This is a genomic window from Rhizobium sp. 0TCS1.26, assembly GCF_050455525.1.
Taxonomy (GTDB): domain Bacteria; phylum Pseudomonadota; class Alphaproteobacteria; order Rhizobiales; family Rhizobiaceae; genus Neorhizobium.
Map to the genome: position 1 here is coordinate 1,348,328 of NZ_JBCIYV010000001.1, position 20,928 is coordinate 1,369,255.

A 20,928-nucleotide genomic window follows, 5' to 3' on the forward strand; every position below is an offset into this window, starting at 1 on the left:
CAGGGGCGGCGGCTGACGGGAAACAGAGAGGATCAAGGCAGCACAGTGTGTGGGATTTGCGGAGAGATACGGTTCGACGGCGCACAGCCTTCCCCCATGGTACAGGCCAGGATGATGGAGGCCATCGCGCCCCGCGGTCCGGACGGTTCCGGAATGGTCATCCACGGTTCGACGGCCCTGTCGCACCGGCGCCTGTCGATCATTGACCTGTCGCAGAAGGCCCGCCAACCGATGGTGGATGGCGAACTCGGTCTGACGATCGCCTTCAACGGCTGCATCTACAACTATCCCGAACTGCGGGCCGAACTGGAGGCCAAGGGCTACCGCTTCTTCTCCCACGGTGACACCGAGGTCATCCTCAAGGCGTGGCACGCCTGGGGCATCAAGTGCGTCGAGCGTTTCCACGGCATGTTCGCCTTCGTCATCCATGAGCGCGACACGGATCGCGTGGTCATGGCCCGCGACCGGTTCGGCATCAAGCCGCTGTATCTCGCCAAGATCGGCAAGGCCGTGCGCTTCGCCTCCTCGCTTCCGGCGCTGCTGAAGGGCGGCGACATCGACACCTCGATCGACCGCGAGGCGCTCCACCACTACATGACCTTCCACGCCGTCGTGCCGCCGCCACGCACGATCATCAACGGCGTCAAGAAGCTGCCGCCCGCGACCATCCGCGTTATCGAGGCAGACGGCACCGAACAGGACACCCGCTACTGGAACCCGCCGCATCAGCGCGACGCCTCCATGGCCGGCCTGTCGCGCGAGGATTGGCGCGATCTGGTGCTGGATGCGCTGCGGCTTGCCGTGAAGCGCCGCACGGTCGCCGACGTGCCGGTTGGCGTGCTCCTGTCGGGCGGCGTCGATTCGAGCATCATCACCGGTCTGCTCGCCGAACAGGGCCAGAACGACCTGATGACCTTTTCCGTCGGCTTCGAAGAGGCGAACGGCGAAAAGGGCGATGAGTTCGTCTATTCGGACCTGATCTCCAAGCATTTCGGCACCGACCATCACAAGATCTTCGTGCCCTCGGCGCAGCTCATGGAAGCCCTTCCGGGCGTCATCGGCGCCATGTCTGAGCCCATGGTCTCCTACGATAATGTCGGCTTCTACCTGCTTGCCAAGGAGGTCTCCAAGCACATCCGCGTCGTGCAGTCCGGCCAGGGGGCCGACGAGGTATTCGCCGGCTACCATTGGTATCCGCCGCTGGCCCAGTCCGGCGATGTTGTTAGCGACTATGCCAGGGTGTTCTTCGACCGTACGCATGCGACGCTCGGCCGGCAGCTCAATCCGGAGTGGCTGGCGGACAGCGATGTCAGCCGTGCACTGGTGGCCGCCCATCTGTCGCAGCCGGGCGCCGAGACGCCCGTCGATGCGGCGCTGCGCCTCGACAGCCAGGTGATGCTGGTCGACGATCCCGTCAAGCGCGTCGACAACATGACCATGGCCTGGGGCCTGGAGGCCCGCGTGCCCTTCCTCGACCACGAGCTGGTAGAGCTGGCGGCAAAGATTCCGCCGGAGTTCAAGCTCAACGATGGCGGCAAGGGCGTGCTCAAGGATGCCGCCCGGCTGGTCGTGCCGCATGAGGTGATCGATCGCAAGAAGGGCTACTTCCCGGTGCCGCAGCTGAAATATGTCGACGGGCCCTACCTAGAGATGGTCCGCGACGCGCTGACGTCGCAGGCCGCCCGCGACCGCGGCATCTTCCGCGACGACTACCTGCAGCAGCTGTTCGACAAGCCGTCCGAGCACATCACGCCGTTGCAAGGTTCCGAGCTATGGCAGGTCGGACTGCTCGAAATGTGGCTGCAGGCACAGGGGGTCTGAGATCATGGCGAACGACAAGACGAGCGAGCGGCTGCAGAAGGTCCGCAGCGCCAAGGCCCTCGCCCATCGGCTGAAGCGCAAGCGTTACGAGTTTATGCGCCCCGAAACCCAGAACAGTGGTGATCAGCCGTCCGGAGAACAATCCGCGGTCCTCGACTGCGGATGGGGCCGGCTGATCTTCGCCCAGACCTTCGACGACACGACGCGGCTGGTATCGGCGCTGCGCGAGGAAGCTCCGGATCACCGCGACATTGCCATCTATGTGAGCGACCCGCATGTGCTGCTTGCCGAGGCGCCGCAGGAGATCTTCCTCGATCCGTCGCACACCTTCCGGCTGGATCTGCCGACCTACCGGTCGGGCCGCAGGCAGCCGCGTGGCTTCTGCGTGCGCCGGCTTGCCTCGGAAGCCGATGCGCGCGCCGTCAACCGCATCTACAGCGCCAGAAACATGGTGCAGGTCCGGCCGGACTTCTTCTGGTCGAACCGCGACAGCCGTTCGACCACCTATCTGGTGGCGGAGGACGAAACCACCGGCGAGATCCTCGGCACGGTGACCGGCATCGATCATGTCCGGGCGTTCGGCGATCCGGAACAGGGATCGTCGCTCTGGTGCCTCGCCGTCGACCCGCAGGCGCGGCATCCCGGCATCGGCGAGGCCCTGGTGCGCCGGCTCGGCGAACATTTCAAGGCGCGCGGTGCAGCGTTCATGGACCTGTCGGTGCTGCACGACAACAGCCAGGCGATCGGCCTCTATGAGAAGCTGGGTTTCCGGCGCATCCCGGCCTTCTCGGTGAAGCGCAAGAATTCCATCAACGAGCGACTGTTTGCCCGGCCGACCGAAGCCTATGACGCGCTGAACCCCTACGCCCGGCTGATCGTCGACGAGGCGCGCCGCCGCGGCGTGCACGTGGAGATCACCGATGCCGAGGGCGGCTTCTTCCGGCTGTCGAACGGCGGCCGCTCCGTGCACTGCCGCGAAAGCCTGTCGGAATTGACGTCCGGCGTGGCGATGTCGATCTGCGACGACAAGGCGGTCACCCGCCGGGTGGTCGAGAGGGCCGACATCATCGTTCCGGAGCAGATGACCGCGACCGACGATGATGACGCCCTGCAGGCGTTTCTCGACAAGCACGCCCGCGTGGTGGTGAAACCGGCGCGTGGCGAGCAGGGCCGCGCCGTCGCCGTCGGTCTCGACAGCCTGGAAGACGTTCGGAAGGCGATCGCCGCCGCCCGTGAGGTCTGCGACCGCGTGCTGATCGAATCCTGCTTCGAGGGGGAGGACCTGCGGCTCGTTGTCATCGACTTCAAGCTGGTGGCCGCGGCCGTCCGCCGGCCGCCGCATGTGATCGGCGACGGTCGGCACAGCGTCCGTGACCTGATCGAGACGCTGTCGCGCCGCCGGGCCGCTGCCACCGGCGGTGAAAGCACCATCCCGATCGACGCCGAGACGGAGCGCTGCCTCCAACTGTCCGGACTTAAGCTGGACGACGTGCTGGAGGATGGCCGTGAGGTGGTGGTGCGCAAGGCCGCCAACCTGCATACCGGCGGCTCCATCCACGACGTGACGGAAATCGTCCATCCGCGGCTTGTGGAGGCCGCCATCCGCGCCGCACGCGCCATCGATATCCCGGTGGTCGGCATCGATCTCATGGTCAAGAACCCGACGCAGCCGGACTACGTATTTATCGAGGCCAACGAGCGCCCGGGACTTGCCAATCACGACCCGCAGCCGACGGCCGAGCGCTTTCTCGATCTGCTGTTTCCGCTGTCCGGACGCCGCGCCGCCCTCAATTCTCTCGGCAAGATGTAAGCGATGACGATCGATATCGACGAAAGCTACCTGCTCGCGCAGTTGAAGGCGCTGCTCTCCATCGACAGCCCGACGGGCTATACGGACGAGGTCGTGCGCTATTGCTCGCGCGAGCTGGAGAGGCTCGGCCTGACGCCGGAACTCACCCGGCGCGGCGCCATTCGTACCGTGCGCCAGGGCAGCCGGCGCAAGGGAGCGCGCGCCATCGTGTCGCATGTCGATACGCTCGGCGCGCAGGTGAAGGCAATCAAGGAGAACGGACGCCTGGAGCTGGTGCCGATCGGCCACTGGTCGGCGCGCTTCGCCGAAGGCGCCAAGGTCACCATCTACACCTATAGCGGCGCCTTCCGCGGCACGATCCTGCCGCTCAAGGCTTCCGGCCATACCTTCAACGAGGAGGTGGATACGCTTCCGGTCGGATGGGCGTACGTGGAGCTTCGGATCGACGCGATGACCCGCTCGGCCGCCGAAACCCGGGCACTCGGCATCGACATCGGAGATACGGTGGCGATCGATACCGGCACCGAGTTCCACGACAACGGCTTCATAAATTCCCGGCACCTGGACGACAAGGCCGGCGTGGCTATCTGCCTCGCCGCCATCGAGGCCTTGGAGCGCAACAGCGCCCGCACACCCGTCGATACCCATTGGCTTTTCACCATCGCCGAAGAGATCGGTGTCGGCGCCTCGTCCATCGTATCCGCGGAAATCGCCTCGATGCTGACGGTGGATAACGGCACGACTGCGCCTGGGCAAAACTCCTCCGAGTTTGGCGTAACGATCGCCATGGCCGATCAGACCGGTCCCTTCGACTATCACCTGACGAAGAAGCTGGTCGATCTTTGCGACGAGAACCGCATCCCCTATCAGAAGGACGTATTCCGCTATTACCGCTCCGATTCAGCGTCGGCCCTGGAGGCAGGCCACGACATCCGAACGGCCCTCGTCGCCTTCGGCATAGATGCCTCGCACGGCTACGAGCGTATCCATAAGCACGCACTGGTGTCGGTCGCCAAGCTCGTCTCGGCGTTTGCCGTAAGCCCGGTCAACATCGTCCGCGACGTGGAAGAAATCTCCTCCGGCACCGAAGGCTTCACCAGCCAGCCAATGGAGCCTGCCGAGCAGCCGGCTGCCCGCAGCCGGACGCCGGAGCAGCAGCAACCGGTCGGCAACCGGCCCTCGCCGAGCGTCGTCTAGAACTCAGCACGCCGAAAAGTCGCGGAACGTCGGCGCGTGGAACTCCGGGGAGAAAAGCGTGTTTCGCTCCTGCCGCCCCAAACAACAGCACGGAACATCAGGAGGAAGATCCATGCACGTTCGCGAGATGATTTCCACGCATCCGCATGTCCAGGGCCAGACCAATGATGCGCTGCTTGCCTGCATCGAGGCCTGCTACGACTGCGCGCAAACCTGTATCAGCTGCGCCGACGCCTGCCTCGGTGAAGATAACAACGGCATGCTCATCCAGTGCATCCGCCGCAATCTCGATTGCGCCGATATCTGCGCTGCCACCGGCGCCATCGCCTCGCGCCGCACCGGTTCGAACACCGAAGTCATGCGCGCCGTCATCCAGGCATGCGCCGAGGCCTGCCGGGTGTGCGGCGAAGAATGCCGCAGTCACGCCGAAATGCACGAACACTGCCGCATCTGCGGCGAGGCATGCCAGCGCTGCGAAGAAGCCTGCCGCGCCGCGATCGCGCAGATCGGCTGAGACCCACTCACGCCTTGTCGCGCTGAAAGATCCAGTCGTGGTCGGGGTGGTTCTGGAAGCGCCATTTGCGCAGCGACCCGGCCATGACGTTTAGGTAGTACATCTCATATCCGTAAGGCACCCCGCACGGATGATGGCCTTTCGGCACCAGAACCAGGTCGCCATCCGAGACCGCCATCGTTTGATCCAGCGAACCGTCGTCCGTAAAGACGCGCTGGAAGCCGAAGCCTTGGCTCGGGTTCAGCCGGTGGTAATAGGTCTCTTCCAGATAGGTCATCTCCGGAAAATTGTCCTCGTCGTGCCGGTGCGGCGGATAGGATGACCAGTTGCCGGAGGGGGTGAAGACCTCGGTGACCAGCAGGCTGTCGGCCACATCCCGGTCCTCCATGGCGATCGGGAAGATGTAGCGGGTGTTGGCACCCTTGCCGCGTTCGGTGAGCGCAATCCCAGCCGGGCCGATGACTTCTGCCTCTCGACCGGGCTTGGCAGGCGCCGTGCAGACGGCAAGCGTGCAGTCGGTCGTTGCGGTTGCCGACCAGTCGGCGCCGGCTGGCACGTAGACGCAGTGCGGCGGCGTCTTTTCGAACACGCTCATCCGATCGCCGAGTTCGCCGAACGCCTTGCCGCCGCCGGAGATTTCGGCCTTGCCCTCGACGAGGACGAGAATGACCTCCGTCTCGCCCGTCTGTTCGGCAGCCTTCTCGCCCGGTTTCAAGCGATAGAGCCCGAAGCCGACATAGCCCCAGCCGGCGCTTTCCGGAGTGAGGTCGTGCACCTTTCCGGTGGTTCCGGTCGGCTTGCGCAGAAGATCCGTCATTCGTCGTCTCCCTTGTCGGTCTCCAGCCGAGCGCGTCTCGCGGCCTCCTCGGCCGCAGCCTTTGCCATGGTTCGATCGTACATGATCAACAGCTCGTAAGCCCCATAGGCGCCGGCCGCGATGAAGGCGATGCCCCAACCGGTCGAACCGTTGTAAAGCTCGACCGCACCCCACGCCGCCGGCAGCAGCGCCGTCAGGATACGCCGCCAGAGAGGCCGGAAGAACGGGTGCATCGGATCGAGAAGTTTCAACGGGAGCTCCTTGGCTGGGACCGGGGACGAAACCCCTGGTTAAGCCGGGGTCAGGCTTTGATCAACCCGGCTTCGGCGGCCATCGCCTTCAGCGACTTCAACCCGAGGCTCTGGTATTCGAACGGGTTGCGCACGTCCGGATCCTGTTCGGCCTCGATCACCACCCAGCCGTCATAGCCGTGTTCGGCGGCAATTTTCAGAACCGGCACGAAATCCACGCCGCCTTCTGCATCGCCCGGAACGGTGAACACGCCGCGCCGCACGCCTTCAAGGAAGGACAGCTTCTCCGAGCGCACCTGGTCGGCAATCGCCGGCCGTACGTTCTTGGCATGGATATGCCCGACGCGGTGCATGTACTTCACCGCAACTGCTTCCGGATTGCCGCCACCGAAGAAGCAGTGGCCGGTATCGAGCAGCAGTTTGGCATGCGGGCCGGTATGCTGCATCAGAAGGTCGATCTCGTCCTCGCTCTCGACCACCGTTCCCATATGGTGGTGGTAGACCAGCGAAATGCCCTCGCTTGCGGAAAACGCCGCCAGCGCCTCGACGCCGGCACCGAATTTGGCCCAGTCGGCGGGGCTAAGCTTCGGGCGGTCGGCAAGCGCCGTGTCGTCGGCGCCGTGGATGGCGTTGGAGGTCTCGCAGACGATGATGACCTTTGAGCCCATCGCCTTCAGCACGTTGAGGAAAGGCTGCATGGCAGCCTTCTCGTCCTCGACGCTGTTGGTGAGCAGGTTCAGCGAATGCCACCCGGAGACGAATCTCAGCCCCCGCGGTTCGAGCACGGCTTTCAGGCCCGCCGGATCGGTCGGCAGCTTGTGGCCTTTCTCGATGCCGTCGAAACCGATCTTCGCGGTCTCGTCGAGGCACTGCTCGAGGCTGATATGGGCGCCGAGAGAGCGGTCGTCGTCGTTCGACCAGGCGATGGGGTTGGTACCAAACAGGATCATGCTCAGCTTCTTTCCTTGAGCGCGGCTTCGTAGGTGGCGCGCGCCGTATTGACCTCTGGGCGGTCGGAAACTTCCGGCACCGCAACGTCCCACCAGGTGCCGCCGGCATCCGGCGTCGGATAGGGATCCGTATCGATGACGATCACGCTCGTTTCGGTCGCGTCGCGGGCCGCATCCAGCGCGGTTTCCAATTCAGCGACCGAGGACACCTTGGTCGATTTTGCCCCCATCGAAGCCGCATGCGCGGCGAAATCGATGCCGATCGGGCTGACATTGCTGTGGGCGTAGAGATTGTTGAACTCGGCGCCGCCAGTGCCCATCTGCAGCCGGTTGATGCAGCCGTAGCCCCTGTTATCGGTGATGACGAGCGTCAGCTTGACGCCCATGCCGACCGCCGTCGCCAGCTCCGAATTCATCATCATGTAGGAGCCGTCACCGACCATGACGATCACATCGCGGTCCGGCTCGGCCATCTTGATGCCCAGCCCTCCGGCGATCTCGTAGCCCATACAGGAGAAGCCGTACTCCATGTGGTAGGAGAGCGGCAGCTTGGCCTTCCACAGCTGGTGCAACTCGCCCGGCATGGTGCCGGCCGCACACATGACAACCGTATTGTCGCGCGAGGCGCGCTGCACGGCGCCGATCACCTGCATGTCGGTCGGCAGCGTGTTGGCGTCGACAGGTGCTGCCGTCACCGCATCGGCCTTGGCAAACCAGCTGGCCTTGAGGCCAGCATCCGGGCTCGCAAAGGCATGATCCCCGAGCGCTGCGGAGAGCTTTTCAAGGCCCACCTTGGCATCAGCCACCAGCGGAATGGCATCGTGCTTGGCGCTGTCATAGGCCTGCACGTTGAGCGCCAGGATCTTTCGCTCCGGGTTCTTGAACAGCGCCCACGAGCCGGTGGTGAAATCCTGGAAACGGGTACCGATGCCCAGCACCAGATCCGCCTTCTCCGAGACGATATTGGCGCTTTCGCAACCGGTGACGCCGACCGGGCCGAAGTTGTAGGCGTGATCCCAGGCGAGAGCCGACTTGCCGGCCTGCGTTTCGACGACCGGGATCTTGTGCTTCTCGACGAAGGCCCTCAGCGTCTCCGTCGCACCGGAGAAATGCACGCCGCCGCCGGCAACGATCACCGGGTTCTTTGCCGCCTTCAGTGCGTCAACGGCGGCTTCGAATTCGAAAACATCCGGCTCCGGACGGCGGAAGCGCCAGGTCTTCTTGTCGAAAAAGCTCTCCGGGTAATCATAGGCCTCGGCCTGCACATCCTGGCAGAAGGCGAGCGTCACCGGTCCGCAATCGGCAGGATCAGTCAGCGTGCGCATGGCACGCGGTAGCGCCGTCAGCAGGTGCTCCGGCCGCATGATGCGATCAAAATAGCGGCTGACCGGCTTGAAGCAGTCGTTGACCGAGACCGTGCCGTCGCCGAAATCCTCGATCTGCTGCAGCACCGGGTCCGGTCCGCGATTGGCGAACACGTCGCCCGGAATGAACAGCACCGGCAGGCGGTTGACATGCGCCAGCGCCGCCGCCGTCACCATGTTCAAGGCGCCGGGGCCGATCGACGACGTGACCGCCATCGCCCGCCGCCGTCCAAGCTGCTTGGCATAGGCTATGGCCGCATGCGCCATCGACTGCTCGTTCTGGCCGCGATAGGTCGGCAGCTGGTCGCGCACGCCGTACAAGGCCTCACCGATGCCCGCGACATTGCCATGGCCGAAGATCGCCCAGACGCCGGCGATGTAAGGGAGCCCATCCTCGTTCAGCTGGTTGGCGAGATATCGCATCATCGCCTGCGCTGCCGTCAACCGTATCGTCTTCACGCTGCCTCTCCCTTTTTGGCGCGCGCCTGGTCCCAGATGCGGCAAAGCGTTCGGTACCGTGCCGCCATGTCCTCCACGGCCTCGGCATCCGACATGCGCCCGGCGAACCACTGGCGCGCCGCCTCCCCGAAGATCGTCCGACCGACGGCGAAACCCTTCACCAGATCGAAACCCGCGGCAAGCGCGAAACTCTCCTGAAGCTCTGCCTGCGGCGCGTCGAGACCGAGCACGACAATGCCGCGCGTATAGGCGTCATGGCGCTCGACGGCGGCACAGGCATTGGCCCATGACGCGTGCGTCTGCATCGGCTCAAGCTTCCACCAGTCGGGATAGACGCCGATCTCGTAGAAGCGATCGATGATCGCAGCCACCGTTTCGTCATCGACCGGCCCGACCTTGGACGGAATAACCTCGAGCAGGAATTCCAGGCTGTTGCGACGCGCCGCCGTGAACAGGCGCTTCACCGTCGCCTCCTGTTCCGCGCGCATCTCAGCCGCATCATCCGGATGGTAGAAGCACAGCACCTTCACCACCTGCTCGGCCGGCCACTCGTTCAGCCCACCGAAATCCAGTCCGAGTTCCGGCTCCAGCGTCAGCGGCCGCGAACCCGGCCATTCCGCCGGACGGCCGATCCAGAGACCTGTGGCGGCAGCCGCATAGAGCGCCTCCCTGCCAAGTCGCCCGTCGCAGAGGATCCCGTAGCCGCCCTCTCCTCCCGCTACGGTGCTTGCCGCCTGCAGGCACAGCGTCTTGAACGCGCCGATCTTTTCCGTCGGCACGCCCGCCTCTTCGGCCATCGCCTCCAACTGCATGCGATGATCGAAGGCGAACACCCGCATCGTCGACCAGTCACCCTTGCGGTTCGTCGACCAGTGAACCTGCTCCAGCGCTTGGTCCTTGCGCAGAGCCTTGTTTTTTATGCCCGTCCTGAAGAAATACTGCAGCTCTTCGAGGCTCGGATAGGCCGGCGTGCAGCCGTGCCGCGACACGGCGAAGGCGCCGCAGGCATTGGCGTATTTCAATGCCGTCGGCCAGTCTTCACCGGTCAGCCAGCCTTTCAGCAGGCCGGCCATGAAGCCGTCGCCGGCGCCCAGCACGTTGAATACCTCGATCGGGAACCCCGGGCCCGTCTGGCCCTTGTCGAGGCTGTCGGGGACCTCGCCCTCGAACACCGAAGCGCCCATCGGCCCGCGCTTGCAGACCAGCGCAGCGTTGGACACCTTGCGCACGGCGCGCAGCGCTTCCAGCGTATCGGTTGAGCCGCCGGCGATGTGGAACTCCTCTTCGGTGCCGACGATGAGGTCGAACAGGTGCAGCGTCGCCTGCAGCTTGGCCGTGACCTGTGCCGACTCGATGAAGCGGCTTTCGCCCGCCTCGTGACCCGCCAGACCCCAGAGGTTCGGCCTGTAGTCGATGTCGAGCGCCGTCTGCGCACCGCTCTCTCTTGCAATCCGCAGCGCCTTCAGCACGGCGGCTTCCGTGCGCGGATGCGACAGATGCGTGCCGGTGACGGTGACGCAGCGCGCTTCCGCCACGAAGGCCGGATCAATGTCGTCTTCGCAGAGCGCCATGTCGGCGCAGTTCTCGCGGTAAAAGATCAGCGGAAACTGGTGCTCGTCGCGGATGCCGAGCAGCACCAGCGCCGTCAGCCGCTCCGGATCGGTCACCACGCCGCGTACGTCGACGCCTTCGCGCACCAGCTGCTCGCGGATGAAGCGTCCCATGTGCTCGGCACCGACGCGGGTGATCAGCGCGCTCTTCAGGCCCAGCCGGGCGGCCCCGGCGGCAATGTTGGTGGGCGAACCGCCGATGTACTTGTTGAAGGACGACATGTCCTCCAGACGGCCGCCGATCTGGGCGCCGTAGAGATCGACGGACGAACGTCCGATAGTGATCAGGTCGAGTGGCTTCAAGAGGCCCTCCTCTGGCCGCAGGCAGCATGGGCGGGTACGGCGCCCGTCGGCTCTCCCGTGCCGGCTTCAGTTTTGGATTATAAATTCTATTTTCTCAGGTTTCAACTCGGATATTCAGGCACGCCGCCGCGCCCCGACCGCCGTGGACAGGGCGATGGCGACGCAGAGCGTTGCCGACAGCGACCGGAAGGCACCGAAATCCACTTCCGAGATACTGAGGACGGTGGCTCCCGACTTCTTCAACGGATTGACCGCCATGTCCGTCAGGGCGACGACGGGAACACTTTTCGCGCGCACCGCCTCGACCAGGTCCAGCGTCTCTGCCGAATAGGGGGAAAAGGTGATGGCCAGCAGCGCGTCGCCGGGACGGATGGCACTGGCATTCTCCAACCGCCCGGCCGCACCATGCAGCATGGCCGGCACCTGCATCTTCTCCAGCGCATAGGCAAGATAACTGGCGACCGGAAACGACCGGCGAAGCCCGATGATATGGACGAGGTCCGCTGCCGCCAGCGCCTTAACCGCCTGCTCGAGGGACTGCGGATCAACGGATTTCAGCAGATTCTCCAGCGATGCACGACCCGCTTCGACGAATTCCGCTAGAAGCCTCGGGCCGCTCTGTTCGTCCATACCGCGCAAGTGATCGAGGCGCGTCGCATAATCAGGCCAGCCGCCGACATAGCTGTCGCGGAACAGCCGCTGCATCTCGGAATAGCCTGAAAAACCCATGATCTGGCAGAAGCGCATGAAGGCCGACGGCTGGACGCCGGCAGCCTCTGCCAACTCCGCCACCGTCGAGACGGCAATGCGGTCGGTGTTCGTCGCGACATACTCGGCGCACTGCTTCAGACGCTTGGGAAGCGACCGTGACACATCCAGCAGCCGCTCCTCGAATTCGGTGACGCTTGCCGGCGCCCCTGCCTGGTTCATCCATCGGTCCTTTCGGTGCTTGACACGACCATGACTGCACACTAGCAAAATGGAACAGATATTCCAAATGGATCGGCAGATATCCGATCCCGCTGTCAGTTCATGAGGGGAGGAGAAACCCATGGTGACGAGATTGGCTCTGCTGGGCGCAGGGCGTATCGGCAAGGTGCATGCCCGGGCGATCGCGTCCGACCCGCGCGCCAAACTGGTCGCTGTGGTGGATGCGATGGCGGATGCAGCCGCAGCGATAGCCGACGCGGCGGGCTGCGCGGTCAGCACCATCGACGCGGTGATTGCGGATAAGGACATCGACGCGGTCATCATCTGCACCCCGACCAATACGCATGCCGATCTGATCGAGCGCTTCGCCCGCGCCGGCAAGGCGGTCTTCTGCGAAAAGCCGATCGACCTGGATGTTGCCCGGGCTCAAGGCTGCATCGACGTGGTGAAGGAAACCGGCGCCAAGGTGATGCTCGGCTTCAACCGACGTTTCGATCCGCATTTCCAGGCAGTGCGCGCCGAAATCGACAATGGCACCATTGGTAAGGTGGAAATGGTGACGATCACCAGCCGCGATCCGGGCGCCCCGCCGGTCGACTATATCAAGGTTTCCGGCGGCATTTTTCGCGATATGACCATCCATGACTTTGACATGGCGCGTTACCTGCTCGGCGAAGAAATCAAAACGGTCATGGCGTCCGCGGCCGTTCTGGTCGATCCGAAGATCGGCGAGGCCGGCGATTTCGATAGCGCCAGCCTGATCCTGACGACGGCAAGCGGCCGCCAGGCGATTATCTCCAATTCGCGCCGCGCCACCTATGGCTACGACCAGCGCATCGAAGTGCATGGTTCGCTGGGGTCGGTTGCGGCGGAGAACCAGCGACCGGTGTCGATCGAAGTAGCCACCAGGGACGGCTATACCCGCCCGCCACTGCATGATTTCTTCATGACACGCTATACGGCAGCCTATGCGGCGGAAATCTCCGCCTTCATCGACTGCGTGGAAAACGGCACAGTGCCTTCGCCATCGGCAGGAGATGGCCTCGCGGCTCTGAAACTTGCCGACGCGGCGTTGAAATCGGCAACGACAGGCACCGTCGTCACGGTCTGATCTGCAACGGGTCTCGCCCCTCTGCCTCTTTCGCGGGGCGTTTGCGATCCGTCGCACAGCGCAGCTTTCCGCCGTTCTTCGGGATAAGCGCGCAAACAGCCTCAGCCAGCCTGCACGATCGCGGCATCCGGGTTGACGCGGTATCGCCGCCAGGCGCTCGGGGTCGTGCCCGTCACGCGCCGAAACACCCGCGACAGGTGCGCCTGGTCTGCCATTCCGCAATCGAGCGCAATCTCGCAGAGCGGAGAGTTGCTGTGCAGCATCCGGTGCTTGGCATGTTCTACGCGGCGCGACAGGATATAGCTGTGCGGCGAGATGCCGAAGCTGACCTTGAAGGCGGCGGAGAAGTAGCTGGTCGACAGCTTTGCCGCCTGGGCCAGTTCATCGAGCGAGATCGAGCCGGCGATCCGCTCCTCGATCAGGCGGGTCACCCGGTTTACCTGCCAGGGCGCAAGCCCGCCGAGCGAGATCGGCCTCCTGCTCTCGGGCCTGCTTTCGCGCGTTGCCGGCCGGAGGAGTGCCGAAGCCTTCCTGATGAAGTCGATCGCGACAGTCTCATCGTGCTCGATGGTATCGATCGCCTTCATCAGCAGGCGCGAGATCTCATTCGAGGCCGCCGGTTGTACTGCAAACTGCAATTGGAAAGCATCCTGGGTGTAGGCAGCTGCGCTCGTCGCCATGACCTGTCTCCTTTGATCTTCCTGACACACGCATCTTGCAACGTCCGCTGGCAATCGCAAATTGTCCGATGATCGAGTGCGGCCCAATCATCTGGCCTAGGCAGACATACCTTTGTATGATGGTCATGCGAAAACAACGTGTCGGCGCAGTCCGGCCGGTGATCGAGGCGATCATGCCGTTTGGCCGTAGACAGACGGTCGAAAGCCCGCGTCGCCGGAGCGCACGGGCTTTCAAGACATCTGGCAGGTTCATCGAGAATACTCGCGGACGCGAGAAGACCTGCCGCCCGATAGGCTGGCGGCAGGTGGCCGGGCTCAGGACTTGATAAAGGCCAGCAGGTCGGGGTTGATGACGTCGGCATGGGTGGTCAGCATGCCGTGCGGGAAGCCCTTGTAGACCTTGAGGGTGCCGTTCTTCAGCAGCTTGATCGCCTTCATCGCCGCGTCGGCGATCGGTACGATCTGGTCGTCGTCACCATGCATCACCAGCGTCGGAACGCTGATGGCCTTCAGGTCTTCCGTCTGGTCAGTTTCGGAGAACGCCTTGATGCCTTCATAGTGAGCCTTGGCACTGCCCATCATGCCCTGGCGCCACCAATTCTGGACGACACCCGGATAGACCTTCGCACCGTCGCGGTTAAAGCCATAGAAAGGCCCACCTGCCACGTCGAGGAAGAACTGGGCACGGTTGCCGGCCGTTGCCGTGCGGAAGCCGTCGAAAACCTCGAGCGGCAGGCCTTCGGGATTGGCGGCAGTCTTCAGCATCAGCGGCGGCACGGCGCTGACCAGCACGGCCTTTGCAACGCGGCCGGACGGCTCGCCGTGCTTGGCAACATAGCGGGCAACTTCGCCGCCGCCGGTCGAGTGACCGATATGCACGGCGTTCTTCAGGTCGAGATGCTCGACGACGGCGAAAGCATCCGCCGCGTAGTGATCCATGTCGTGACCTTCCGACACCTGTGACGAGCGGCCGTGGCCGCGACGGTCATGCGCAACGACGCGAAAACCGTTCTGAACGAAGAACAGCATCTGCGCGTCCCAGTCGTCGGACGACAGAGGCCAGCCGTGATGGAAGACGATCGGCTGTGCGTCCTTCGGACCCCAGTCCTTGAAGAAGATCATCACGCCGTCTTTGGTCTGAACGAAGCTGTCGGTCATGTCCGGAAGTCCTTTCGAATGGCTCTGTGCCTGTGGGTCTTGGGTTTGCGAGAACGCCTGCGACGGGAGGGCCATCGCTGCGGATGCGACGACGCCGGCCAGAAGCGTCTGGCGGCGCGAGAGGGGGAGGTCGAATTCGTTTGGCATCTTTGCACCTTTCCGAAGAACGGCAATCATGCTTTCGCCGGTCTTGACCTCCTGCGTAACGGTCTCTCCGGTCTGCTTCTTGTTCATTCCGCGCCTGGTTTGAATGTTTGCCGGGTCTGCCGATCATCACGTCAGCATCATCCCTCAGGCGAAGGGTGGCAAAGGGCTCCGGGGCACGGAAGGGCGCTGATGCGTCAGCCGCCCCGCACGGACCCGCGCCAGACCAGTTCGGCCTCCATGCGTCGAAGATCCGTTCTCACCTGTGCCGGCTGGCTGAGCCAGGAGACCGCCTCCGCAGCGATGCGACCGACGGGCTGTGCAAAGGTGGTGAGGTTGTAGGAAGACCAGGATGCCTGCTCGATGTCGTCGAAGCCGATGATGCAGAGCTCCTCGGGAACGGTGAGGTTGAACTGGTCGCGGGCGGCATCCATCACCCCGCAGGCCAGGAGATCGGTGGCGCAGAAGATCGCGTCCGGTCGTCGCTCGCCGGTCAGCAGGCGCTGCGCCAGCAGCGTGCCGCTGCGATAGGATGTCGAACCAAGCCGCTCGACGATCACCTCGACGCCATGTTCGCGGCCTGCTTCGACGAAGCCCTCTTCGCGTGCCATCAGGCTTGGCGTCATGGCCGCCGAATTGGCAAAGGCAAAGGTCCGGCAGCCGGCCCGCCACAGGCTGATGAAGCTGCGCCGCGCCGCATCAGCATCATTGAGATTGATCATCAGGGCGCCCGGCCGATCCTCGTCGCGGTTGATCAGCACCAGTCGCTGGCCGCTCTTCAGACAGAGGTCGGTGATCGATTTGTCCGGCATGCCTGACAGGATGATCGAGGCATCCGCCCTGTAGCTGATCGCCTGGCGCAGCGCCTGGTCGACGCTGCCGTCGGAGCGATCCGTATCGATCAGCATGGCGATCTTCCCGACGCTCTGCAGCTGCTGGGTCAGCGCCTGGATGAGGCTGGACCGGTAGGGGGTGGCAAGCTCGGACACGATCAGGCAGACGATGCCGCTCTCGTTGCGCATCAGCCCCCGCGCCAGATGATTGACGTGGTAGCCAAGCGCCTCGGCGGCTTCGACCACCCGCTGGCGCGTATCGTCCGAGACGCTGGCGCCAGGCGTAAACGTCCGCGATACCGCAGACCGCGATACTCCGGCCCGCTCGGCGACTTCCTTGGCACTGACGAACACCCTGCGGCTCATCCTGTCCTCCCCTGCGCATAGACATGACGAGTTTTGCAAACGCGTGCAACAACAAGATGACAGTCACACGGCGTCCGGAAAGGCCCGGTGACGCGGGCGAGGTTGACAAAGCCACTCCCATCATGAAACGATTGCACACGCTTGCAAAGCGGGCGATGTGGAGGCATCGCTATAACCTGGGAGGATTATCATGCGCTTGGCTCTCTGGGCGGCGACCGCATTGGCGGCCGGCCTTACGACGAATGCAACGGCGACCTATGCGGCCGGCGAGCTCAATCTCATCTGCTCGGCCGACGTCGTCATCTGCGAGCAGATGCAGCAGAATTTCCAGAAGGAATCCGGCATCCAGGTCAACATGGTGCGCCTGTCGTCAGGCGAGACCTATGCCAAGATCCGTGCCGAAGCCCGCAATCCGAAGACCGACATCTGGTGGGCCGGCACCGGCGATCCCCATCTACAGGCAGCCTCCGACGGGCTGACGCTCGAATACAAGTCGCAGAAGCTCGACGAACTGACGGACTGGGCGAAGAAGCAGGCGGAAACCTCCGGGTACCGAACGGTCGGTGTCTACGCCGGCGCGCTCGGCTGGGGTTACAATACCGACCTTCTGAAACAGAAGGGCCTCAAGGAGCCCAAGTGCTGGGCGGATCTGCTGGACGCCTCCTACAAGGGTGAGATCCAGATCGCAAACCCCAACTCCTCCGGCACCGCCTACACGGCGCTGGCGACACTCGTGCAGATGATGGGCGAGGATCAGGCCTTCGACTACCTGAAGAAGCTCAACGCCAATATCTCGCAATACACCAAGTCGGGCTCGGCACCGGTGAAGGCCGCAGCCCGCGGCGAGACCGCCATCGGCGTCGTCTTCCTGCACGACGCAGTCGCGCAGACGGTCGAGGGCTTTCCGGTGAAATCCGTCTCGCCCTGCGAAGGCACGGGTTACGAGATCGGCTCCATGTCGATCATCAAGGGCGCCCGCAATCTCGACAGTGCCAAGGCCTGGTACGACTGGGCGCTGACCGCCGCGGTGCAGTCGAAGATGAAGGACGCCAAGTCCTTCCAGCTGCCGTCGAACAAGAGCGCCGAAATTCCCAAGGAAGCGCCGCGGTTCGAAGACATCAAGATGATCGACTACGACTTCGCGACCTATGGCGCCGCTGACAAGCGCAAGGCGCTGCTGGAGCGCTGGGACCGGGAGATCAGTGCGATCGCCAACTGATCGACGCTGAGGGCCGCCGCTCCGGATCGGGATCGGCGGCCCCTTCCCTCACCCTTTCTCATCCGCGAGAGCGCCAGTGATCAGAGACAAACGAAACCTCAGGATCGACATCGTCCTGGCGCTCGGGCTGCTGGCGATGATCGTCCTGCCCTGGTACCGGATCGAGCAGGGTTTCTATGCCTTCGGCTGGCTTGCCGACTATCCCTCCGCGTCCACGGCACCGGCGATCCTGCAGGTGGGGCTCTTCGGCCGCCCCTGGATTCTTGGTGCCATCGTGGCGCTGGCCTGCTCAGTCGCGGCCCGCTTCATCGTCGACCCGTTGCTGCGGGCGCGGCTGCTGACGGTGGCCGGCGCCTGCGGTCTGGCCTTTCTGGCGCTGCAGGGACTGGCGATCGGCATCGGCGGCTGGAACTGGACGATCAGTGAGACGCTGTTTGGCCAGCTGTCTGACGGGCAGCCGCCGATGGGCGCCGGCGCCGTGTTGTCGGCTTTCGTCTTTGTGCTGATCTTCTCACTCGGGCTGGCGGAACGTGGCGTGATGCGCGGCGACGCCTTCGTCGTCTCGACCGTGTCGTTGCTGATCTTTCTCGTCGCAGTCTTCGTCTTCTACCCGATCGGTAGCATGTTCGCTGGCGCCTTCCAGGACTTCGACGGCTCGATCAACCTCTCCGGCTTTTCCCGCAACTTCGTCAACACGTCGATCTGGAGCCTCGATTGCGTGATCGGCGGCGGGCGCTGCGGCATTGCCTGGCGCACCCTTTGGCTGGCGATCATGACGGCCGCCGGTTCGACCATCCTCGGCCTCGCATTCGCGCTGGTGGCCACGCGCACGCGGTTTCCCTTCAAGCGCGGCCTGCGGCTTTTGACCGTGCTGCCGATCATCACGCCGCCCTTCGTCATCGGCCTGGCGCTGACCCTGCTGTTCGGCCGCTCCGGCGTCGTCACCCAGACGCTCTCCACCCTCTTCGGCATGGAGCCCAGCCGCTGGCTCTACGGCCTCACCGGTATCTGGATCGCGCAGGTTCTATCGTTCACGCCGATCTCGTTCCTGGTGCTGATCGGCGTCGTCGAAGGCGTCAGCCCGTCGATGGAAGAAGCGTCTCAAACCTTGCAGGCCAACCGCTGGCGGACGTTCTGGCACATCTCTCTGCCGCTGATGAAGCCTGGCCTCGCCAATGCCTTCCTGATCGGCTTCATCGAAAGCATGGCCGACTTCGGCAATCCGCTGGTGCTGGGGGGCAGCCACGGCGTGCTGTCGACCGAGATCTTCTTTGCCGTCGTCGGCGCCCAGAACGATCCGACGCGCGCGGCGGTTCTGGCCATGATCCTACTCACCTTCACGCTGTCCGCCTTCCTTGCCCAGCGGCTCTGGCTGTCGGGCAAGAACTACGCGACGGTGACCGGCAAGGGCGACAGCGGCGCCCATATCGCGCTGCCGAAGTCGCTGTCGATTGCGGTCCATGCCATGGTCATCCCGTGGATCATCTTCACGCTCGTCGTCTACGGCATGATCCTCATCGGCGGCTTCGTGAAAACCTGGGGCCTCGACAACACCCTGACGCTCGAGCACTACGCCCGCGCCTTCTCGGTGACCGTCCGCGATGGTGGGCTTGCCTGGACGGGCGTCGCCTGGAACTCTTTCTGGACGACGATGAAGATCGCCCTGATCTCAGCGCCGCTGACGGCCATCGTCGGTCTCGCCACGGCCTACATTATCGTCCGGCAGAAATTCGCAGGCCGGCAGTTCTTCGAGTTTGCGCTGATGATGAGCTTTGCCATTCCAGGCACTGTCATCGGCATCAGCTACATCATGGCCTTCAACCTGCCGCCGCTGGAGATGACCGGTACGGCGCTGATCCTCGTCGCCTGCTTCGTCTTCCGCAACATGCCGGTCGGCGTGCGTGGCGGCGTGGCCGCCATGAGCCAGCTCGACAAGAGCCTCGACGAGGCCTCGCTGACGCTGCGGGCAAACAGTTTCCGCACGCTGCGCAAGGTCATCCTGCCGCTGCTGCGGCCGGCGATCACCGCTGCCCTCGTCTACTCGTTCGTGCGCGCCATCACCTCCGTCAGCGCCGTCGTCTTCCTCGTCAGCGCCCAGTACAACATGGCGACCTCCTACATCGTCGGCCTCGTCGAGAATGGCGAATACGGTGTCGCCATCGCCTATTCCTCGATGCTGATCGTCGTGATGATCTCGGTGATCGTCGCCTTCCAGCTGCTTGTCGGAGAACGCCGCCTGCGCCGCGAAAACCGTGTCGCCGGGCTTTCCGCGCCGACTGCAGCCGCTCTGGCCAAGGAGAACCTCGCATGAGTGCACACGCCGGATCCGTCGTCTTCGAGAACGTCCGCAAGAGCTTCGGGGCCTTCACCGCTATCCCGGATCTGTCGCTCACCGTCGAGCCTGGGACGCTCGTCACCTTGCTCGGCCCATCCGGCTGCGGCAAGACGACGACATTGCGCATGCTGGCTGGCCTTGAGCATCCGACCTCTGGCCGCATCCTGATTGGCGGCAGGGACGTCACCATGCTGCCGGCCAACGAGCGCGACGTATCGATGGTCTTCCAGTCCTACGCGCTGTTTCCCCACATGACCTCGCTCGACAATGTCGCCTACGGCCTGCAGTCGTCGGGCCTGAAGCGCAACGAAGCACGCGAAAAGGCCGAGCACGGACTGGAACTCGTCGGGCTGGCCGGCATGGGTGCGCGCCTGCCGGCGGAACTGTCGGGCGGTCAGCAGCAGCGCGTGGCGGTCGCCCGCGCACTGGTTCTCGAGCCGCAGGTGCTGCTGCTCGACGAGCCCCTTTCCAACCTTGATGCCCGACTGCGGCGGCGGGTGCGCACCGAAATCCGCGAGTTGCAGCAGCGGCTGCAGTTCACCGCGGTCTACGTGACGCATGATCAGGACGAGGCACTCGCTGTCTCGGACCGCATCATCGTCATGAAGGATGGCGTGATTGCCCAGCAGGGAACTCCGCGCGAGCTTTACGAGGCGCCGGCCTCCACCTTCATCGCCGACTTCATCGGCGAGGCGAATGTCGTGCCCTGCGACATCATTGAGATCAACGGCAACGAGGCGACAATCAGCATCGAGCGCCTGCGCCATCAGGTTCCGGCGCGTGGCGCAAGGCCGGGACGCGCCAAACTCGCCGTCCGTCCAAGCGCCATCACCCTCGAGCCGGCGGAGACCGCCGCCTATCCCGGTCGCATCAGCCACACCGCCTATCTGGGCGATCACATCGAATACGAAGCGGAGACGCGCGACGGAACACTATTCATCGTCGACCCCTCCGTCGAACGCCCTCTCCCGCCCGGCACGCAGGTCTCCATCGGCCTGAAGAGCCGGGGCATTGCCATCATCGACGAATAGCCGCCGCTTTACGAAGGATTGCTTC

At 64.1% G+C, this 20,928-nt stretch carries 17 protein-coding genes; 8 read left to right on the forward strand and 9 right to left on the reverse strand.

Annotated elements, in window-relative coordinates; genetic code table 11:
• Positions 1–45: 45 nt before the first annotated feature.
• The 4 genes from AAIH46_RS06640 to AAIH46_RS06655 all read left to right on the forward strand — a co-directional run bounded on the left by AAIH46_RS06640 (position 46) and on the right by AAIH46_RS06655 (position 5,342).
• A complete protein-coding gene (locus tag AAIH46_RS06640) occupies positions 46–1,821 on the forward strand; it encodes an N-acetylglutaminylglutamine amidotransferase (protein WP_430304864.1) in 1,776 nt (591 codons plus the stop codon).
• Between the two features lie 4 nt (positions 1,822–1,825).
• Entirely contained in the window at positions 1,826–3,631 is a 1,806-nt protein-coding gene (gene ngg / locus AAIH46_RS06645) for an N-acetylglutaminylglutamine synthetase (protein WP_430304865.1), read from the forward strand.
• 3 nt (positions 3,632–3,634) lie between these two features.
• Entirely contained in the window at positions 3,635–4,828 is a 1,194-nt protein-coding gene (locus AAIH46_RS06650; RefSeq protein WP_430304867.1) for an osmoprotectant NAGGN system M42 family peptidase, read from the forward strand.
• Positions 4,829–4,940: 112 nt separating this feature from the next.
• Positions 4,941–5,342, forward strand: a complete 402-nt coding sequence (locus AAIH46_RS06655) for a four-helix bundle copper-binding protein (RefSeq protein ID WP_430304868.1) — start codon at positions 4,941–4,943, stop codon at positions 5,340–5,342.
• Positions 5,343–5,349: 7 nt separating this feature from the next.
• Here the strand turns inward: AAIH46_RS06655 and iolB are convergent, their stop codons facing one another.
• From iolB to AAIH46_RS06685, 6 genes are all read right to left on the reverse strand, one after another.
• Positions 5,350–6,159: a 5-deoxy-glucuronate isomerase gene (gene iolB, locus AAIH46_RS06660; protein WP_430304869.1), complete on the reverse strand. Its 810-nt coding sequence runs from the start codon at positions 6,157–6,159 to the stop codon at positions 5,350–5,352.
• Positions 6,156–6,410 (reverse strand): hypothetical protein, encoded by a 255-nt coding sequence (locus AAIH46_RS06665; protein ID WP_430304870.1) that lies wholly within the window; start codon positions 6,408–6,410, stop codon positions 6,156–6,158. Before AAIH46_RS06665 ends, iolB begins: the two co-directional genes overlap by 4 nt.
• 50 nt (positions 6,411–6,460) lie before the next feature.
• A complete protein-coding gene (gene iolE / locus AAIH46_RS06670) occupies positions 6,461–7,360 on the reverse strand; it encodes a myo-inosose-2 dehydratase (RefSeq protein WP_430304871.1) in 900 nt (299 codons plus the stop codon).
• A 2-nt stretch (positions 7,361–7,362) separates the two neighbouring features.
• Complete coding sequence (gene iolD / locus AAIH46_RS06675) at positions 7,363–9,183, reverse strand: 3D-(3,5/4)-trihydroxycyclohexane-1,2-dione acylhydrolase (decyclizing) (protein ID WP_430304872.1); 1,821 nt, start codon at positions 9,181–9,183, stop codon at positions 7,363–7,365.
• Entirely contained in the window at positions 9,180–11,096 is a 1,917-nt protein-coding gene (locus tag AAIH46_RS06680) for a bifunctional 5-dehydro-2-deoxygluconokinase/5-dehydro-2-deoxyphosphogluconate aldolase (RefSeq protein WP_430304873.1), read from the reverse strand. The genes iolD and AAIH46_RS06680 overlap by 4 nt, the downstream gene beginning before the upstream one ends.
• A 114-nt stretch (positions 11,097–11,210) precedes the next feature.
• Positions 11,211–12,026 (reverse strand): MurR/RpiR family transcriptional regulator, encoded by an 816-nt coding sequence (locus AAIH46_RS06685; RefSeq protein ID WP_430304874.1) that lies wholly within the window; start codon positions 12,024–12,026, stop codon positions 11,211–11,213.
• A gap of 121 nt (positions 12,027–12,147) precedes the next feature.
• On the opposite strand from AAIH46_RS06685, the gene iolG reads away from it, so the two are divergent.
• Complete coding sequence (gene iolG, locus AAIH46_RS06690; RefSeq protein ID WP_430304876.1) at positions 12,148–13,137, forward strand: inositol 2-dehydrogenase; 990 nt, start codon at positions 12,148–12,150, stop codon at positions 13,135–13,137.
• 101 nt (positions 13,138–13,238) lie between these two features.
• On the opposite strand, the gene AAIH46_RS06695 is transcribed toward iolG, so the two are convergent.
• The 3 genes from AAIH46_RS06695 to AAIH46_RS06705 form a co-directional block, all read right to left on the reverse strand.
• Positions 13,239–13,817 (reverse strand): helix-turn-helix domain-containing protein, encoded by a 579-nt coding sequence (locus tag AAIH46_RS06695; protein WP_430304878.1) that lies wholly within the window; start codon positions 13,815–13,817, stop codon positions 13,239–13,241.
• Between the two features lie 315 nt (positions 13,818–14,132).
• A complete protein-coding gene (locus AAIH46_RS06700) occupies positions 14,133–15,122 on the reverse strand; it encodes an alpha/beta fold hydrolase (RefSeq protein WP_430305020.1) in 990 nt (329 codons plus the stop codon).
• Positions 15,123–15,316: 194 nt separating this feature from the next.
• Positions 15,317–16,318: a LacI family DNA-binding transcriptional regulator gene (locus AAIH46_RS06705; protein WP_430304879.1), complete on the reverse strand. Its 1,002-nt coding sequence runs from the start codon at positions 16,316–16,318 to the stop codon at positions 15,317–15,319.
• 190 nt (positions 16,319–16,508) lie between these two features.
• Between AAIH46_RS06705 and AAIH46_RS06710 the strand changes: the two genes are divergently transcribed.
• From AAIH46_RS06710 to AAIH46_RS06720, 3 genes are all read left to right on the forward strand, one after another.
• Positions 16,509–17,537, forward strand: a complete 1,029-nt coding sequence (locus tag AAIH46_RS06710; protein ID WP_430304881.1) for an ABC transporter substrate-binding protein — start codon at positions 16,509–16,511, stop codon at positions 17,535–17,537.
• A 136-nt stretch (positions 17,538–17,673) separates the two neighbouring features.
• A complete protein-coding gene (locus tag AAIH46_RS06715) occupies positions 17,674–19,848 on the forward strand; it encodes an ABC transporter permease (protein ID WP_430305021.1) in 2,175 nt (724 codons plus the stop codon).
• Entirely contained in the window at positions 19,845–20,903 is a 1,059-nt protein-coding gene (locus AAIH46_RS06720) for an ABC transporter ATP-binding protein (RefSeq protein WP_430304882.1), read from the forward strand. The genes AAIH46_RS06715 and AAIH46_RS06720 overlap by 4 nt, the downstream gene beginning before the upstream one ends.
• Positions 20,904–20,928: the final 25 nt, after the last annotated feature.

Excerpts from the sequence above, each read along its gene's own strand:
- ngg (WP_430304865.1), top strand. The coding sequence starts at position 1,826 with ATGGCGAACGACAAGACGAGCGAGCGGCTGCAGAAGGTCCGCAGCGCC.
- AAIH46_RS06650 (WP_430304867.1), top strand. The coding sequence starts at position 3,635 with ATGACGATCGATATCGACGAAAGCTACCTGCTCGCGCAGTTGAAGGCG.
- AAIH46_RS06655 (WP_430304868.1), top strand. The coding sequence starts at position 4,941 with ATGCACGTTCGCGAGATGATTTCCACGCATCCGCATGTCCAGGGCCAG.
- iolB (WP_430304869.1), bottom strand. The coding sequence starts at position 6,159 with ATGACGGATCTTCTGCGCAAGCCGACCGGAACCACCGGAAAGGTGCAC.
- iolE (WP_430304871.1), bottom strand. The coding sequence starts at position 7,360 with ATGATCCTGTTTGGTACCAACCCCATCGCCTGGTCGAACGACGACGAC.
- AAIH46_RS06685 (WP_430304874.1), bottom strand. The coding sequence starts at position 12,026 with ATGAACCAGGCAGGGGCGCCGGCAAGCGTCACCGAATTCGAGGAGCGG.
- iolG (WP_430304876.1), top strand. The coding sequence starts at position 12,148 with ATGGTGACGAGATTGGCTCTGCTGGGCGCAGGGCGTATCGGCAAGGTG.
- AAIH46_RS06695 (WP_430304878.1), bottom strand. The coding sequence starts at position 13,817 with ATGGCGACGAGCGCAGCTGCCTACACCCAGGATGCTTTCCAATTGCAG.
- AAIH46_RS06700 (WP_430305020.1), bottom strand. The coding sequence starts at position 15,122 with ATGCCAAACGAATTCGACCTCCCCCTCTCGCGCCGCCAGACGCTTCTG.
- AAIH46_RS06705 (WP_430304879.1), bottom strand. The coding sequence starts at position 16,318 with ATGAGCCGCAGGGTGTTCGTCAGTGCCAAGGAAGTCGCCGAGCGGGCC.
- AAIH46_RS06710 (WP_430304881.1), top strand. The coding sequence starts at position 16,509 with ATGCGCTTGGCTCTCTGGGCGGCGACCGCATTGGCGGCCGGCCTTACG.
- AAIH46_RS06715 (WP_430305021.1), top strand. The coding sequence starts at position 17,674 with ATGATCGTCCTGCCCTGGTACCGGATCGAGCAGGGTTTCTATGCCTTC.
- AAIH46_RS06720 (WP_430304882.1), top strand. The coding sequence starts at position 19,845 with ATGAGTGCACACGCCGGATCCGTCGTCTTCGAGAACGTCCGCAAGAGC.